This is a genomic window from Pseudomonas brassicacearum (assembly GCF_003732225.1).
Classification (GTDB): domain Bacteria; phylum Pseudomonadota; class Gammaproteobacteria; order Pseudomonadales; family Pseudomonadaceae; genus Aquipseudomonas; species Aquipseudomonas brassicacearum_E.
Genome location: NZ_MOBJ01000009.1, coordinates 107,533 through 122,600 on the forward strand (window position 1 = coordinate 107,533; position 15,068 = coordinate 122,600).

The 15,068-nt window shown below is 59.0% G+C and carries 15 protein-coding genes; 4 read left to right on the plus strand and 11 right to left on the minus strand.

The genetic code is table 11. From position 1 onward, the window contains the following. Nucleotides 1-52: 52 nt before the first annotated feature. From BK659_RS14025 to BK659_RS14035, 3 genes are all read left to right on the plus strand, one after another. Complete coding sequence (locus BK659_RS14025; protein WP_008028561.1) at nucleotides 53-391, plus strand: YbaB/EbfC family nucleoid-associated protein; 339 nt, start codon at nucleotides 53-55, stop codon at nucleotides 389-391. Between the two features lie 304 nt (nucleotides 392-695). Next, the gene (recR, locus tag BK659_RS14030) at nucleotides 696-1,298 is read left to right on the plus strand and encodes a recombination mediator RecR (protein ID WP_054593221.1); all 603 of its coding nucleotides are present in this window, start codon (nucleotides 696-698) and stop codon (nucleotides 1,296-1,298) included. A 188-nt stretch (nucleotides 1,299-1,486) separates the two neighbouring features. Continuing rightward, complete coding sequence (locus BK659_RS14035) at nucleotides 1,487-2,635, plus strand: acyl-CoA dehydrogenase family protein (RefSeq protein WP_123425657.1); 1,149 nt, start codon at nucleotides 1,487-1,489, stop codon at nucleotides 2,633-2,635. 121 nt (nucleotides 2,636-2,756) lie between these two features. Here the strand turns inward: BK659_RS14035 and BK659_RS14040 are convergent, their stop codons facing one another. The 9 genes from BK659_RS14040 to BK659_RS14080 form a co-directional block, all read right to left on the minus strand. Next, entirely contained in the window at nucleotides 2,757-3,305 is a 549-nt protein-coding gene (locus BK659_RS14040; RefSeq protein WP_123425658.1) for an adenine phosphoribosyltransferase, read from the minus strand. A gap of 78 nt (nucleotides 3,306-3,383) precedes the next feature. Then, a complete protein-coding gene (gene fnr / locus BK659_RS14045) occupies nucleotides 3,384-4,118 on the minus strand; it encodes a fumarate/nitrate reduction transcriptional regulator Fnr (RefSeq protein ID WP_123425659.1) in 735 nt (244 codons plus the stop codon). Nucleotides 4,119-4,197: 79 nt separating this feature from the next. Continuing rightward, complete coding sequence (gene hemN / locus BK659_RS14050) at nucleotides 4,198-5,580, minus strand: oxygen-independent coproporphyrinogen III oxidase (protein WP_123425660.1); 1,383 nt, start codon at nucleotides 5,578-5,580, stop codon at nucleotides 4,198-4,200. Between the two features lie 209 nt (nucleotides 5,581-5,789). Next, on the minus strand, nucleotides 5,790-6,473 hold the full coding sequence (locus BK659_RS14055; RefSeq protein WP_019689546.1) for a sulfite exporter TauE/SafE family protein: 684 nt from the start codon (nucleotides 6,471-6,473) through the stop codon (nucleotides 5,790-5,792). Then, complete coding sequence (ccoS, locus tag BK659_RS14060) at nucleotides 6,466-6,696, minus strand: cbb3-type cytochrome oxidase assembly protein CcoS (protein WP_123425661.1); 231 nt, start codon at nucleotides 6,694-6,696, stop codon at nucleotides 6,466-6,468. Before ccoS ends, BK659_RS14055 begins: the two co-directional genes overlap by 8 nt. 22 nt (nucleotides 6,697-6,718) lie before the next feature. Beyond that, entirely contained in the window at nucleotides 6,719-9,169 is a 2,451-nt protein-coding gene (locus BK659_RS14065; RefSeq protein ID WP_123425662.1) for a heavy metal translocating P-type ATPase, read from the minus strand. A gap of 162 nt (nucleotides 9,170-9,331) precedes the next feature. Beyond that, nucleotides 9,332-9,865 (minus strand): FixH family protein, encoded by a 534-nt coding sequence (locus tag BK659_RS14070; protein ID WP_123425663.1) that lies wholly within the window; start codon nucleotides 9,863-9,865, stop codon nucleotides 9,332-9,334. A gap of 11 nt (nucleotides 9,866-9,876) precedes the next feature. Further along, nucleotides 9,877-11,292, minus strand: a complete 1,416-nt coding sequence (gene ccoG / locus BK659_RS14075) for a cytochrome c oxidase accessory protein CcoG (RefSeq protein WP_123425664.1) — start codon at nucleotides 11,290-11,292, stop codon at nucleotides 9,877-9,879. Between the two features lie 258 nt (nucleotides 11,293-11,550). Then, entirely contained in the window at nucleotides 11,551-12,552 is a 1,002-nt protein-coding gene (locus BK659_RS14080; protein ID WP_123425665.1) for a metallophosphoesterase family protein, read from the minus strand. A gap of 256 nt (nucleotides 12,553-12,808) precedes the next feature. Between BK659_RS14080 and BK659_RS14085 the strand changes: the two genes are divergently transcribed. Next, complete coding sequence (locus BK659_RS14085; protein WP_123425666.1) at nucleotides 12,809-13,822, plus strand: metallophosphoesterase family protein; 1,014 nt, start codon at nucleotides 12,809-12,811, stop codon at nucleotides 13,820-13,822. 81 nt (nucleotides 13,823-13,903) lie between these two features. On the opposite strand, the gene ccoP is transcribed toward BK659_RS14085, so the two are convergent. Together ccoP and BK659_RS14095 are read right to left on the minus strand one after the other, a co-directional pair. Continuing rightward, nucleotides 13,904-14,881 (minus strand): cytochrome-c oxidase, cbb3-type subunit III, encoded by a 978-nt coding sequence (gene ccoP, locus BK659_RS14090; protein ID WP_123425667.1) that lies wholly within the window; start codon nucleotides 14,879-14,881, stop codon nucleotides 13,904-13,906. Next, nucleotides 14,878-15,063 carry a CcoQ/FixQ family Cbb3-type cytochrome c oxidase assembly chaperone gene (locus BK659_RS14095; protein ID WP_003175465.1) on the minus strand — a complete coding sequence of 62 codons (186 nt, stop codon included), beginning with the start codon at nucleotides 15,061-15,063 and terminating at the stop codon, nucleotides 14,878-14,880. Before BK659_RS14095 ends, ccoP begins: the two co-directional genes overlap by 4 nt. Between the last annotated feature and the right edge of the window lie 5 nt (nucleotides 15,064-15,068).

Sequence of the window (15,068 nt, forward strand, 5' to 3'; positions counted from 1 at the left end):
GGCCCACTGGGCCGGGCGCTGTTTTGATCCAAGTACTTTTGAGGTGATTCCCATGATGAAAGGTGGCATGGCCGGCCTGATGAAGCAGGCGCAGCAAATGCAGGAAAAAATGGCCAAGATGCAGGAAGAGCTGGCCAACGCCGAAGTCACCGGTAAAGCCGGTGGCGATATGGTCACCGTGGTGATGACCGGTCGTCACGACGTCAAGCGCGTGACCATCGATCCAAGCCTGGTGGAAGGCCTGAGCGAAGACGACAAGGAAATGCTGGAGGCCGTGTTCGCCGCCGCCGTCAACGACGCCGTGCGCAAGATCGAAGCCAACAGCCAGGACAAAATGTCCGGCATGACCGCAGGCATGCAACTGCCGCCGGGCATGAAACTGCCATTCTGATTCGCTAACGCGTCGGATGGACTACAAAAATGCCAGGCACTCAGCCTGGCATTTTTGTTTTTGACGGGAAAGCATACGGCGTCTGTTGAGCCGCCTTCGCGAGCAAGCTCGCTCCCACATTGGATTGGGGGACATTCGCGATAGATGTCACACTGTAAATCCCTTGTGGGAGCGGGCTTGCCCGCGATGAAGTCGACTCGGTAACGCTGAAGAAGCTTCGAACGTGGCACCGTGATGAGCATTTGACGCTGGCCAGAGGCGCAGGTATAAACCGCGTCTCGTTGTTTTGTCGGACCTTTTCCCCATGAGCTTCAGCCCTTTGATTCGCCAACTGATCGACGCCTTGCGCACTTTGCCGGGTGTCGGTCAGAAAACCGCCCAGCGCATGGCGTTGCAATTGCTCGAGCGTGATCGCAGCGGAGGCTCACGGCTGGCGTTGGCCTTGAGCCAGGCCATGGAAGGGGTCGGCCATTGTCGTCTGTGCCGCACGCTGACCGAAGACGATCTGTGCCCGCAATGCGCGGACCCTCGCCGCGACGACACGCTGTTGTGTGTGGTCGAGGGGCCGATGGATGTCTATGCCGTGGAGCAGACCGGGTTTCGCGGTCGCTACTTCGTGCTCAAGGGGCATTTGTCACCACTCGACGGTCTGGGGCCGGAAGCCATTGGCATTCCGCAGTTGCTGGCGCGGATTGAAGAGGCGGGCACTTTCACTGAAGTCATCCTGGCGACCAACCCGACGGTTGAAGGTGAAGCGACGGCGCACTACATCGCCCAGTTGCTCAGCAATAAAGGCCTGATCGCCTCGCGCATCGCCCATGGCGTGCCGTTGGGTGGCGAGCTGGAGCTGGTGGATGGTGGCACTCTGGCCCATTCGTTTGCCGGGCGTAAGCCGATCGTTCTGTAGCGGGTGAACTGATGTCATCGCGAGCAAGCTCGCTCCCACATTGGACCGCATTCGACAGGACAATTCGGTCAACTGTGGGAGCGAGCTTGCTCGCGATACAGGCGCCGTGGTCTTCCTGGTTCACATAATTCTATTGAAAACCAAGCAAGCGCTCGGTAAGTTCGCTGAACCTTCAGTGGAGCTCGCCGATGCCTGCCTTTCAGGAATACTTCGACCCCGGCCATCAGTTGGTCCGCGACAGCGTGCGACGTTTCGTCGAACGCGAGATTCTTCCGGACATCGATCAGTGGGAGGAGGCCGAGAGTTTTCCTCGTGAGCTCTACTTCAAGGCCGGCGCCGCGGGGATTCTCGGCATTGGTTATCCCGAAGCGCTGGGTGGCAGCCACGAAGGAGACCTGTTCGCCAAGATCGCCGCCAGTGAAGAGCTGATGCGCTGTGGTTCCGGCGGGCTGGTGGCGGGATTGGGCTCGCTGGATATCGGCCTGCCACCGATCCTCAAGTGGGCCAGACCCGAGGTGCGCGACCGGGTGGTGCCGCTGGTTCTTTCTGGTGAAAAAATCAGTGCGTTGGCGATCACCGAGCCCAGCGGCGGCTCAGACGTAGCCAACCTGCAAACCCGCGCCGTGCGTGACGGGGATTACTACCGGGTCAGTGGCAGCAAAACCTTTATCACCAGCGGTGTTCGTGCGGATTTCCATACCGTCGCGGTGCGTACCGGTGAGCCGGGTTTTGGCGGTATCAGCCTGCTGTTGATCGAGAAGGGCACGCCGGGATTCACCGTCGGTCGTCAGCTGAAAAAAATGGGCTGGTGGGCATCGGACACCGCCGAGCTGTTTTTCGATGATTGCCGCGTACCGGTGGGCAACCTGATAGGCGTCGAGAACATGGGCTTTGCCTGCATCATGGGCAACTTTCAAAGCGAGCGTCTGGCGCTGGCGCTGATGGCCAATATGACCGCGCAACTGGCACTGGAAGAAAGCCTGAAATGGGCCCGGCAGCGCGAAGCGTTCGGCAAGCCGATTGGCAAGTTTCAGGTGCTCAAGCATCGCTTGGCGGAAATGGCCACGGCGCTGGAAGTCTCCCGAGAGTTCACCTATCGCCAGGCAGCGAAAATGGCCGCCGGGCAGAGCGTGATCAAGGAAATTTCCATGGCCAAGAATTTTGCCACCGACACGGCCGACCGCATCACCACCGATGCGGTGCAGATCCTCGGCGGGCTAGGTTACATGCGTGAAAGTCTGGTGGAGCGGCTGTACCGCGACAACCGGATCCTGTCCATTGGCGGCGGTACGCGTGAAGTGATGAATGAAATCATAAGCAAGCAGATGGGGCTTTGAATCAGGCGGTGCTGCGGCTGACGCTATCGCGAGCAAGCTCGCTCCCATATTGGATCTTCGGTGTTTACAAAACCCCTGTGGGAGCGAGCTTGCTCGCGATGACGTCGGTGAAGACGCCGACTTATCTTTCGGTCAACGCAAACTGTGTCAGGCAGAACGTCGGAATGCCCATATCTTCCAGGCGCTGGGAGCCGCCCAGTTCCGGCAGGTCGATAATGGCTGCTGCTTCGAAAATCCGTGCGCCCATGCGTCGAACCAGATTGGCCGCAGCGATCAGCGTGCCGCCGGTGGCGATCAGGTCATCGAACATCAGCACCGAGTCGCCTTCACAGAGGCTGTCGGCGTGGACTTCAAGGTAGGCTTCGCCGTACTCGGTCTGGTAACCCTCGGACAGTACGTCAGCCGGCAGCTTGCCTTGCTTGCGGAACAACACCAGCGGTTTGTTCAGTTGATAAGCGAGGATTGAGCCGATCAGGAAACCGCGAGCGTCCATGGCGCCGATGTGCGTGAAGTCGGCCTCGACATAGCGGTGCGCAAAGCTGTCCATCACCAGGCGCAAGGCCTTGGGGGACTGGAACAGTGGAGTGATATCGCGAAAGATCACGCCCGGCTTTGGAAAATCGATCACGGGGCGGATCAGGGATTTGATGTCGAAGGAGTCGATGACCATCGTCGAAGTGTCCTGGCGGGCTACAAACGCCGAAGTATAACGGCGGCCGAGCAGGTTCGCTCAGCCGCATGTGCAACATCAGCCTTCGATCGAGCCGCCGGCCAGCGCGCAGAGTTGAATCGGGTCGAGGATGTGTACTTCCTTGCCTTCGGCGGCGATCAGCTCGTTCTGCTGGAAGCGCGTGAACACCCGGGACACGGTTTCCACTGCGAGGCCCAGGTAGTTGCCGATTTCATTGCGCGACATGCTCAGGCGGAACTGGTTGGCCGAGAATCCGCGTGCGCGGAAACGTGCCGACAGGTTGACCAGGAACGTGGCGATACGCTCGTCAGCGGTTTTTTTCGAGAGCAACAGCATCATCTGCTGATCGTCACGAATCTCGCGGCTCATCACCCGCATCAATTGACGGCGCAACTGCGGCAGTTGCAAGGCCAGTTCATCGAGGCGTTCGAAAGGGATTTCGCATACCGAGGTGGTTTCCAGCGCTTGGGCTGAAACCGGGTGGCGTTCGGTGTCCATGCCGGACAGGCCGACCAGCTCGCTCGGCAGATGAAAGCCGGTGATCTGCTCTTCGCCGCCATCGCTCAGGCTGAAGGTTTTCAACGCGCCGGAGCGTACTGCATAAACGGAATCGAACTGGTCGCTCTGGCGGAACAGGAACTCGCCTTTTTTCAGCGGGCGACCACGTTTGACGATCTCGTCCAGCGCTTCCATGTCTTCCAGATTCAGAGAAAGTGGCAGGCAGAGAGGGGCCAGGCTGCAATCCTTGCAATGTGCCTGGCTATGAGCGCGCAGTTTAACTGGCTCGGACATTTCTTAGATCCTTGTGGGAAAACACACATAAGATGTAAGGGTAACTCACGCAATGACCTCGAGGCCAGCTTGTGGTGTCTTAAATCACCCGAGAGAAACGCTGGCGATTCTGTTGTTCCAGGTAGGTATCGAAGACCATGCACACCGAACGGACCAGCAGCCGTCCGGCTGGCAGGACGACGATTTTTTCGCTGTCGAGTTCGATCAGGCCATCCTCGGCCATGGCGTGCAACTGTGGCCAGAGCTCGCTGAAGTAGCCGCGAAAATCGATATTGAAGGCCTGTTCTATCTGCGCGAATGCCAGGCTGAACGTGCAGATCAACTGCTGAATCACTGCCCGCCGCAGGCGGTCGTCCTGGTTACACAGCAAACCACGGCTGGTACCCAGTTGTGCGCTGGCCAGAGCATTTTGGTACTGATTCAAATCGCTGCTGTTCTGACAATACAGATCACCGATCTGGCTGATGGCCGACACGCCAAGACCGATCAGGTCGCAATGACCGTGGGTGGTGTAACCCTGGAAGTTGCGTTGCAGTGTCGACTCTTCCTGGGCGATGGCCAGCTCGTCATCCGGCAAGGCAAAATGGTCCATGCCGATGTAGCGATAACCGGCGGCGGTCAGTTGCTCGATGGTGCCTTGGAGCATGTTCAGTTTTTCGGCGGGGGCCGGCAGGTCGCTGCTATTGATTCGCCGCTGCGGCATGAAGCGCTCGGGCAGGTGCGCGTAGTTGAACACCGAGAGCCGATCCGGTTGCAGGTTGATGACTTCGTCCACGGTGCGGGCGAAGCTCTCGGCGGTTTGCTTGGGCAGGCCGTAGATCAAATCGATGTTGATCGAGCGGAACTGCAAGGTGCGCGCCGCCTCGATCACCGCTCGGGTTTCCTCCAGGCTTTGCAGGCGATTGACCGCGCGTTGCACCGCAGGGTCGAGGTCTTGCACGCCAATGCTGACCCGGTTGAAACCCAGCTCGCGCAGCAGGCCCATGGTTGACCAGTCGGCTTCTCGTGGGTCGATCTCGATGCCGTAATCGCCGGAGTCATCGTCCAGCAGGTTGAAATGCTTGCGCAGTTGCGCCATCAACTGGCGCAGTTCGTCGTGACTGAGATAGGTCGGGGTGCCGCCGCCGAAGTGCAATTGTTCGACTTTCTGGTTCGGGTCCAGATGACAGGCAATCAGCTGGATCTCCTGTTCCAGCCGTTGCAAGTAAGGCTGGGCGCGGCCGCGGTCCTTGGTGATGACTTTGTTGCAGGCGCAGTAGTAGCAGATGTTCGCGCAGAACGGCACGTGCACATACAGCGACAATGGCCGCTGGGCCTTGCGGCTATCGCGCAGGGCGTGCAGCAGGTCGAAGGTGCCGACCTGGCTGTTGAATTGCACCGCGGTCGGGTACGAGGTGTAGCGAGGTCCCGCCAGGTCATAACGGCGGATCAGATCTGTGTCCCAACGAATGGCGTCGAGCATGCGGGCATTCCCCCGGATAGGCTGGCAGTGTTGGCGAGTCTAGGGGGTGCGGCGTTGGGGCATCTTGATTTGCATCAAGGGGGCATTCGGTCGGGATCTGTGTTGTCGGTGATGGCCTCATCGCGAGCAAGCTCGCTCCCACAGGGATTTTGTGAACACCGAAGATCCAATGTGGGAGCGAGCTTGCTCGCGATGGGCGCGCCGCCGATCTAATGCCCCATCAACCAATGCTGATGCGGTCCGGGCAAGGTCCAGAGACCAAACAGGATCACCAACAAACCACCGGTCATGCGCACGCTGCGTTTACGCAGCAACGCGGTGACTCGCTCGGCGGCAAGCCCGGTGGCCAACAAAACCGGCCAGGTGCCAAGGCCGAAGGCGAGCATCAACAATGCACTATCGATGGCGTTGCCCTGGCTGGCGGACCACAGCAGCGTGCTGTAGACCAAACCGCACGGCAACCAGCCCCAAAGCGCGCCGAGCAGCAACGCGCGCGGCAGGCTCGACACCGGCAGCAAACGGTTGGCAACCGGCTGTATGTAGCGCCACAGGCCGCGCCCCAGGCTTTCGATGCGGGTCAGGCCGCTCCACCAGCCGGCCAGGTACAGGCCCATGGCGATCAGCAGCAAGCCGGCGAGGATCCGCATGAACATCGCCGCCGGGCTGTTGGCCACGGCCCATCCCGCCAGGCCGATCAGCAGGCCGGCGGTGGCGTAGCTGAGAATCCGCCCGAGGTTGTACGCCAACAGCAGACGAAAACGCCGGCTGCGTTGCTCCTTGGGAATCGCCAGGGTCAGCGCGCCCATCAGCCCGCCGCACATGCCCAGGCAATGCCCACCACCGAGCAGGCCGAGGATCACCGCAGAAACCAGCAGAGGCGCCAACTCAAGCATGAGGCGGGGCCTTGTTGGTCGGCTTGGCCGGATCAGTCGGTGGTTGACCGCTGGCTTCGTCGACTGCCGCCTGATGGTTCGGGTCCTGATCGTCGAACAGGATGCTGTGAGCCGGGCCGTCGAGGTCGTCGTACTGACCGCTGTCGACGGCCCAGAAGAAGATGTAAATGGCGATGGCGACGATCAGCAGCGCCGCCGGGATCATCACGTAAAGAGCTGGCATCTGGACTCCATGCTCGTGCGGCTCAGGCCGGCAACGGGCGGGTTTCTGGCGTGGTGCGCAATGGCGGCGTGCTCGGCATGCGAGTCAGGCGGAGCGCATTCAGTACCACAGTCAACGAGCTGATGGACATGCCGACCGCGGCCCACACCGGAGTGATCCAGCCGAGGGCGGCGAACGGCAACATGAGGCCATTGTACAGCCCGGCCCACAGCAGGTTCTCGATGATTACCCGGCGGGTGCGTCGGGCCAGGCTGAAGGCTTGCACCAGCGCGTCGAGACGATTGGACAACAGCACCGCGTCGGCGCTGGTTTTCGCCAGGTCGGTGGCCGAACCCATGGCCACGCTGATGTCGGCGGCGGCCAGCACTGGCACGTCATTGACCCCATCGCCGAGCATCAATACCTTGCGACCTTCCTGGTGCAGTTGCTTGAGCACCTGCAACTTGTCATCCGGGCGTAAACTGCCTCGGGCTTCGTCGATACCCAATTGCGCGGCGACACTCGCGACCATCGGCGAGCTGTCGCCGGACAGCAGCAACGTGCGCCAACCGCGAGCCTTACACGCCGCGAGCAGCGCGGGCGCGTCGCTGCGCAGACGATCATCAAGGACGAACCAGGCCAGCGCGCCGAGGCTATCGCCGAGCAACAGCCATTGGCCGGCTTCATCCGGGATTGCCGGCACAGCACAGCCGCTGAGTTCGCAGACAAACGCCGGTTGACCGATGCGCAAGCGCTGTTCGCCGACCAATCCTTCGAGTCCCAGTCCTGGCGTGCTCAGGACTTCTTCGGCGGCCAGCGGCGCCCGCCCAAAGGCGCGGGCGATCGGGTGCTCGGAGCGGTTTTCCAGAGCGGCAGCGAGGCCCAGGCACTGGTCGCTGTCGAGTGCGCCCAGTGGTCGAATCGAACGCAAGGCCAGGCGACCTTCGGTGAGGGTGCCGGTCTTGTCGAAAATCACCGTGTCGATCTGATTCAGGCCTTCCAGCACGTGGCCACGGGTCAGCAGCAGGCCGAGTTTGTGCAAGGTGCCGGTGGCGGCGGTGAGCGCGGTCGGCGTGGCCAGCGACAAGGCGCACGGGCAGGTCGCGACCAGCATCGCCAGCACGATCCAGAACGCGCGGGACGCATCCAGTTCCCACCAGAGCAAACCAATGGCAGCGGCGGCAATCAGTGACAGCAGCAGGAACCACTGTGCGGCGCGGTCGGCAATTTCTGCCAGGCGTGGTTTCTCGGCCTGAGCGCGATCCAGCAGGCGGACGATGGCCGAGAGGCGAGTGTCCTGACCCAGCGCGAGCACTTCGACGGTCAGCGCACCCTCGACGTTCAAGGTGCCGGCGGTGACTGCATCGCCCAGCGTGCGAGGTTGCGGCAGGTACTCGCCGGTCAGCAGCGACTCATCGATGCTCGACTGGCCGTCGAGGATTTTCCCGTCGGCCGGGAGGATGGCGCCGGGATGCACCAATACCTGGTCACCGAGACGCAACTCGCTGAGCAGGATGCGCTCGCTCTGGCCATCCGCGCTCAGGCGCAGGCACGAGGCGGGCAACAGGTTCACCAACTGCGCGGTGGCGGCGGCGGTGCGTTCGCGGGCACGGCGTTCCAGATAGCGACCAGCCAGTAGAAACAGCGCGAACATCCCGACCGCGTCGAAATACAGCTCGCCGACTCCAGTGATCGAGGTCCAGATTCCGGCGAGGTAGGCGCCGCCGATGGCCAGCGAAACGGAAACATCCATGGTCAGGTGACGGGTGCGCAGGTCGCGCATCGCACCTTTGAAAAACGGCGCGCAGCTGTAGAACACAATCGGCGTGGTCAGGAACAGTGCGACCCAGCGCAGGATGGTGTGCAGCTCGGGGCTGAGGTCGATGTTGAATTCCGGCCAGGTGGCCATGGTCGCCATCATTGCCTGAAACCACAGCAAACCGGCGACGCCCAGTTGGCGCAAGGCCAGGCGGTTTTCGCTGGCCAGTTGTTCGCTGGCGCGGTCGGCCTGATACGGGTGGGCGGCGTAACCGATGTGGCGTAATTCGCTGAGCACCTGGCTCAACGGCAACTGGCTGTCGGCCCAGCGCACGTGCAGGCGATGGTTGGACAGGTTCAGCCGCGCCTCGGCCACGGCCGGCAGGCTGCGCAGGTGTTTCTCGATCAACCAGCCGCACGCCGCGCAGCTGATACCTTCCATCAGTAAGGTGGTTTCAGCCAGATCGCCTTCGTGGCGAACAAAAGGTTGTTGCACGTCGGCGCGGTCATACAGCGCCAGTTCGTCCACCAGTTGCACCGGCAAGGCTTGCGGGTTGGCCGAAGCCTCGCTGCGGTGGCTGTAATAATGTTCCAGCCCGCCTGCGACAATCGCCTCGGCCACGGCCTGGCAGCCCGGACAGCAGAGCTCGCGGGTTTCGCCGAGGATGACGGCGGTAAACCGGCTGCCAGATGGGACGGGCAGGGCGCAGTGGTAGCAGGGGGTTGGGGTGGTCATCAGGTATTCACTGGTACCGCTGAATCTGTGTCGTCTGATAGGGCCTCATCGCGAGCAAGCTCGCTCCCACATTTGATCGGTGTCGTGCACAAAGTTTGTGTACGCCGAGATCCAGTGTGGGAGCGAGCTTGCTCGCGATGCGCGAAGCGCAGGGTTTTGCGTCTACTGATCTTCCGCGCCTTGCAGCGGTTCGTCTCCCAGCAGCAAATCCTTGTCATGGCTGATCTGTTCTTCTTCGAACATGCGCCACACATGCTCGTCCTGGCTGCCCAGCAATTCGACGAAGCGTCGGCCGTCGATCTTGTCGGTCAGCTGGCCGATATAACGCCCCTGTTCGGTCTCGCTGCGGGTCAGGATGATCTTGCGATCCTTTTCCGGTTGGGTCGGCGAGATCAGGTTCAGTTCCAGGGTTGCAGGCGTGCTGTTACCGGTCAGGCGCAAGTCGACCTCACCGGTCACGTCATCCAGGCGCACGCGGGCATGCATCAGCAGGCTCTGGGCCAGTAACTCGCGGTCCAGCGAGCGGTTGATGCCTTTACCGGCTTCGTAGTAATTGTCGTTGACCAGGTTGTCCGGGTTGTTCACCGCGATGGTCACCATGGACAGGGTCAGCGTCACCGAGCAGGCCAGGATACCGATGATGATCCATGGCCAGAGATGTTTGTACCAAGGGCTGGTGGCAGTTGCTGCGGGCATGATGACTTCTCTCAACGAATTTGTGGGCCGATGAACCGGCTCTTGGCTTCAACGTGGACGCTGTTGTCGTCGGCATCCTTGAGGGTGAATTTCACCTCGTTGGTGCTCGACGGCAGTTGTTCCGGCGCGCTCGACAACTCGACCGGCATGCTGAAAATTTCCCCGGCGGCGACCTTGATCTCGCGCTTGCCTTGCAGCTTGAGATCCGGCAGGCCGGAGGCTTCCAGCACATAAGTGTGGTCGCGCTGGTCCTTGTTCATGACTTTGAGGCTGTAGACGTTCTCGATCCGGCCTTCGGCGTTCTCGCGATACAGCACACGGTCCTTGCTGACATCGAAACCGACCAGCGAACGCATGAAGAACGCGGTGATCAGCAAGCTGATCATGGCCAGCAACACCAGTGCGTAGCCGATCAGGCGCGGACGCAGTTTATGGGTTTTTTGCCCGGACAGGTTGTGCTCGGTGGTGTAGCTGATCAGCCCGCGCGGGTACTCCATCTTGTCCATGATGCTGTCGCAGGCGTCGATGCAGGCGGCGCAACCGATGCATTCGATCTGCAAGCCGTCACGGATGTCGATTCCGGTCGGGCACACCTGAACGCACATGGTGCAGTCGATGCAGTCACCCAGGCCCTGGGCTTTGTAGTCGATGCCTTTCTTGCGTGGACCACGGGTTTCGCCACGACGTGGGTCGTAGGAAACGATCAGTGTGTCCTTGTCGAACATCACACTCTGGAAGCGCGCGTAAGGGCACATGTAGATGCACACTTGCTCGCGCAGCCAGCCGGCGTTGCCGTAGGTGGCGAGGGTGAAGAAGCCGACCCAGAAATACGACCAGCCATCGGCCTGACCCAAGAAGAAGTCGATGGTCAGTTCACGAATCGGCGAAAAGTAGCCGACGAAGGTCATGCCGGTGATGAAACCGATCAACAGCCACATCGTGTGTTTGCTGAGTTTGCGCAGGAACTTGTTGGCGCTCATTGGCGCCTTGTCGAGCTTGATGCGCTGGTTGCGGTCGCCTTCGGTGACCTTCTCGCACCACATGAAAATCCAGGTCCAGACGCTCTGCGGGCAGGTATAGCCGCACCAGACACGCCCGGCGTACACGGTAATGAAGAACAGGCCGAAGGCGCTGATGATCAACAAGCCGGACAGCAGAATGAAGTCCTGCGGCCAGAAGGTTGCACCGAAGATGAAGAATTTACGCTCCGGCAGGTTCCACCAGACGGCTTGGTGGCCACCCCAGTTGAGCCAGACCGTGCCGAAATACAGCAGAAACAACGCGGCACCGCCGGTCATTCGCAGATTACGGAACAGGCCGGTGAAGGCGCGGGTGTAGATTTTTTCCCGAGAGGCGTAGAGGTCGACGCTGTTGTTTGCGTTCTTGGCAGGCGGGGTAACGTCGTGTACCGGAATCTGGTTGCTCATCTATTGCATCCCACGGCAGTGGAAAAATGCCCCGGTCAGTACGTGCCGACCGTGGTCAAAAAGAGGTGTTGCAGTGGCGCAATGATACGCCTGTAGCTCTAGCGCAAGGGTGCGACCTTTGGTCGCGTTGGGTAAAAATCGTGGATGGTGTAACAGATGTAACAAAACGTGATGCAGATCAATTGACTTGCTGAGTATAGCTGTCTGGTTGTTGGTCATTGATGCCAGCGGGATCGCCCGCTGGCGTCGCTCTGCTCTCTACTTGACCGGGGTGGTGTGTGTGGCGACGGGATTACGCCAGTCGTTGCCGGCGATGACGTTGACCGTCAGTTGCTTTCTGTCGGGAGAGACACTGGCATACAACCAGGTTTGCTGGGTCGCTGAGCCACTCATAAACAAGGGTATGTCGCCGTAGATGTAATTGCTGGACTCGTACTTCCCGCTTTGCTTGTATGCATTGGCGGAAAACACGGCGGTCACGCCGTAATCATCAATAAGTTTTTTGAATCGCATGATTTCGGTTTCCTTGGCCGGCCAGTGAAATGGCTGATGCAAGTTCAGCAGAATGATTTTGCCTTGAGCGCGTGCTCGCTGTAGATCTCGCTCCAGCCAGTTAAGCGATGAGGTGATTTCATAGGCTGTCGTATTGATAAAGGAATGAGTGGAAAAATTGACTGCATAGGTAGGCTCGTTATGCAGTTGCACAAGGTGAACATCACCAAAGTCTTTGGAGTAGGCCAGGCTTCCGTACCAGGTTTTCGTCAGGCCGGACGCTCTGGCGGCGAGGTCCATGTTCTCGACTTTCCCCCAATAACGATCCTTGAGGTCGTTGATGCTTCCAGCTGCGCAACGGGTGCAGCTGGCGACGTTGAAATCATAGTCATGATTGCCCAGGCCATAGTCATAGAGGTTGCTCAGTTTGTTCTGCAAAACCGCCTTGATGTAAGAACGTTCGCTGTCTTGCCCTGACGCTGTCATGTTGCCATTGATCATGACGGGTACTGAGGATGCTCCACCTGATTGTTTCCGGAAGTCAGCGATGCTGCTGTACTGCGCATCGATCAGCCACCTTGAGCGGTCTTCTTTGTCAGCGGCGGATTCAACTTCTCGATTGACGGATTTTTCACTTGAGGGGAACTTCGGGTCCGAAGCAAACACGATATGACTCGGGGAGAGATCAGCGGCAACCGAGTACATCGCGGTCACGCCGCTGGTCAGTATCAGTAAGGTCAGAAACTTAAAATAACTTGAAGGTTTCATAGAAATCCATTTCCAGTTGTGAAGTGCATTTGTTTGACGGTTCGGCGGATGCCCTTGTGGTCGAATGTATTTTAGTGTTTTTGTCAGTGCAAAGAATTGTTTGAAAGTATTGATAAGGAATATTTCGAGCGGTGGACATGTTTTCTGTTGGTTTGCTTGCGTTAATTGTTTGTCGTTTTTCAGATGCCCCTATACTTTGCGAGGGAGGGTTTTCGCTGTTGCGGAGTGGTTATTAATATTAAAGAAATGGATTTCTATGAAGTTATATAAAAAAAGTAAGCTGTTGGCGTGTCTTGCATTACTGCTGGTTATTCCCGTGGTCAACGGGGCTTCGTCAATTGATACACCGCGCCACATGGTGTTTGTTTCGGATCCACAGTATCCCTGGACAGACAAGACTGATGCCAGGGAGCCTGAGTCAAATTCGCAAGCGCAGAAACGTTCTCAATGGCTGATAGAAACACAATATGACAGCATTGCAGAGTTCAGGCGTAATTCTGGCGGAGCCTCTGCGGTGCCGGTGATGATCAACGGCGATTTGACGGCTTTCGGCCATGGTGATCAGCGTTCGTATATCAAGTCGACGCTCGATGCAAAACTCAACGGGCTCTATGACTATGGCTTGGGCAATCATGACTATCAGAACAATGTTGATGATTGTTATCTGAATAGTTGTGCGGCAGGAAGTATCGACGACCTGAAGAACCGTTATTGGGGGAAAGTCGGGAATATGGATCTGGCGGCGAGGTCTTCCTGGCCGAGCACAATCTATTACGGAAGTCTGGCCTACTCAAAGGACTTCGGCGATGTGCATCTTGTTCAGTTACATAACGAGCCTACCTACGAGGTGACATTTTCCTCCGGGGTATTTCTTAGTCCTACAGTCTATGAAATCACTCCGGCTCTCGATTGGCTGGAGCGTGATCTGAAACGGGCGCGTGCTCAAGGAAAGATTATTCTCTTGAATCTGCATAAGCCCGCGGAATGGCAAGGTAGTAACGAGCAGATTTCAAGGTTCAGGACAATGATCGAAGAGTATGGGGTGACTGCAGTGTTCGCAGGGCATGAGCATGGGCATGCCGGGTGGCGCGGGTGGTGGGGCAGGGAGGAAATCTACGGCGACGTCCCGGTATTTCTGAGTGGTGCTGCTTCTCAACAAACCTGGTTGTTTGCCAGCTTGTCTGAAGATAGTAAGGAACTGGCGATCAGTGTGGTCGCTGATAATGACTGGCGTAATCCCCGGGAGGTAGAGGTTATCCCCGTTAAGTAACCGATTGATCGAGACTCAATAAAAAACGGCCCCGCCAGTATTATTGGCGGGGCCGTTTGGTGTTGCGCTCAGGCGTTTGCCTTACTGGGCGTCAGCCGCTTTCTCACCGTGAGACAGGCTGTAAACATAAGCGGCCAGCAGGTGAACCTTGTCGTTACCTTGCAGTTGCGCTTGCGCAGGCATCTGGCCCTGACGGCCGTAACGGATGGTCTGCTGCAGTTGAGCGAAGCTCGAGCCGTAGATGAACGCTGCCGGGTGAGTCAGGTTAGGTGCGCCCATGGCTGGGGTACCTTTACCTTCCGGACCGTGGCAAGCCACGCAGTTGGCGGCGAAAATCTTCTGGCCGGCAACCGGGTCAGCCTTGCTGCCTTCCGGCAGCTTGCGGCCATCGAGGTTGGTCAGCACGAACGAGGCGACGTCGCTGACGCCTTGCTCGCCGATAACTTCACCCCAGGCCGGCATCACCGCGTGACGGCCGCCCATGATGGTGGTCTTGATGGTTTCCGGCTCGCCGCCCCAACGCCAGTCTTCGTCGGTCAGGTTAGGGAAGCCGTAAGCGCCTTTGGCGTCGGAACCGTGGCAAACCGAGCAGTTGGAGGCGAACAGACGGCCACCCATCTTCAGGGCTTGCGGGTCCTTGGCAACTTCTTCAATCGGCATGGCCGCGAATTTGGCAAAGATCGGACCAAACTTGGCGTCCGATTTGGCCATTTCCTTTTCCCACTCGTGAACACCGGTCCAGCCGGACTGGCCGTTGGCGAACGGGGTTTGCTTCTCGTTGTCGAGGTAGCCGTAACCTGGCAGCAGGCCTTTCCAGTTGCCCAGGCCCGGGTACAGCGCCAGGTAGCCCAGTGCGAAGATGATGGTGCCGACAAACAGCATGAACCACCATTTCGGCAGCGGGTTGTCGTACTCTTCGATCCCGTCGAAGGCGTGGCCAACCGTCTCGTCTGTCTGTTCGGCGCGCTGGCCCTTGCGGGTCGACAGCAGCAGCCAGGTCAGGGCGAAGATGGTACCCAGACTGAGGACTGTGACGTACAGACTCCAGAACGTAGTCATTCTTTGTTACTCCTAGAAGCTTGCTCGACGTGCTTGATGGCTTCGGGATCATCCGCGAAAGGCAGCAAGGTCGCGTCTTCAAACTCCGACTTGCGTTTGGGGCTGAATACCCACAACGCCAGACCGATAAAGGCAACCATCACGACGACGGTGCCCAGGCCACGAATCATCCCGATATCCATCCAGA

Bases quoted from the DNA above. Each gene is read 5' to 3' on its own strand.
- BK659_RS14025 (WP_008028561.1), top strand. From the start codon at position 53: ATGATGAAAGGTGGCATGGCCGGCCTGATGAAGCAGGCGCAGCAAATG.
- recR (WP_054593221.1), top strand. From the start codon at position 696: ATGAGCTTCAGCCCTTTGATTCGCCAACTGATCGACGCCTTGCGCACT.
- BK659_RS14035 (WP_123425657.1), top strand. From the start codon at position 1,487: ATGCCTGCCTTTCAGGAATACTTCGACCCCGGCCATCAGTTGGTCCGC.
- BK659_RS14040 (WP_123425658.1), bottom strand. From the start codon at position 3,305: ATGGTCATCGACTCCTTCGACATCAAATCCCTGATCCGCCCCGTGATC.
- fnr (WP_123425659.1), bottom strand. From the start codon at position 4,118: ATGTCCGAGCCAGTTAAACTGCGCGCTCATAGCCAGGCACATTGCAAG.
- hemN (WP_123425660.1), bottom strand. From the start codon at position 5,580: ATGCTCGACGCCATTCGTTGGGACACAGATCTGATCCGCCGTTATGAC.
- BK659_RS14055 (WP_019689546.1), bottom strand. From the start codon at position 6,473: ATGCTTGAGTTGGCGCCTCTGCTGGTTTCTGCGGTGATCCTCGGCCTG.
- ccoS (WP_123425661.1), bottom strand. From the start codon at position 6,696: ATGCCAGCTCTTTACGTGATGATCCCGGCGGCGCTGCTGATCGTCGCC.
- BK659_RS14065 (WP_123425662.1), bottom strand. From the start codon at position 9,169: ATGACCACCCCAACCCCCTGCTACCACTGCGCCCTGCCCGTCCCATCT.
- BK659_RS14070 (WP_123425663.1), bottom strand. From the start codon at position 9,865: ATGCCCGCAGCAACTGCCACCAGCCCTTGGTACAAACATCTCTGGCCA.
- ccoG (WP_123425664.1), bottom strand. From the start codon at position 11,292: ATGAGCAACCAGATTCCGGTACACGACGTTACCCCGCCTGCCAAGAAC.
- BK659_RS14080 (WP_123425665.1), bottom strand. From the start codon at position 12,552: ATGAAACCTTCAAGTTATTTTAAGTTTCTGACCTTACTGATACTGACC.
- BK659_RS14085 (WP_123425666.1), top strand. From the start codon at position 12,809: ATGAAGTTATATAAAAAAAGTAAGCTGTTGGCGTGTCTTGCATTACTG.
- ccoP (WP_123425667.1), bottom strand. From the start codon at position 14,881: ATGACTACGTTCTGGAGTCTGTACGTCACAGTCCTCAGTCTGGGTACC.
- BK659_RS14095 (WP_003175465.1), bottom strand. From the start codon at position 15,063: ATGGATATCGGGATGATTCGTGGCCTGGGCACCGTCGTCGTGATGGTT.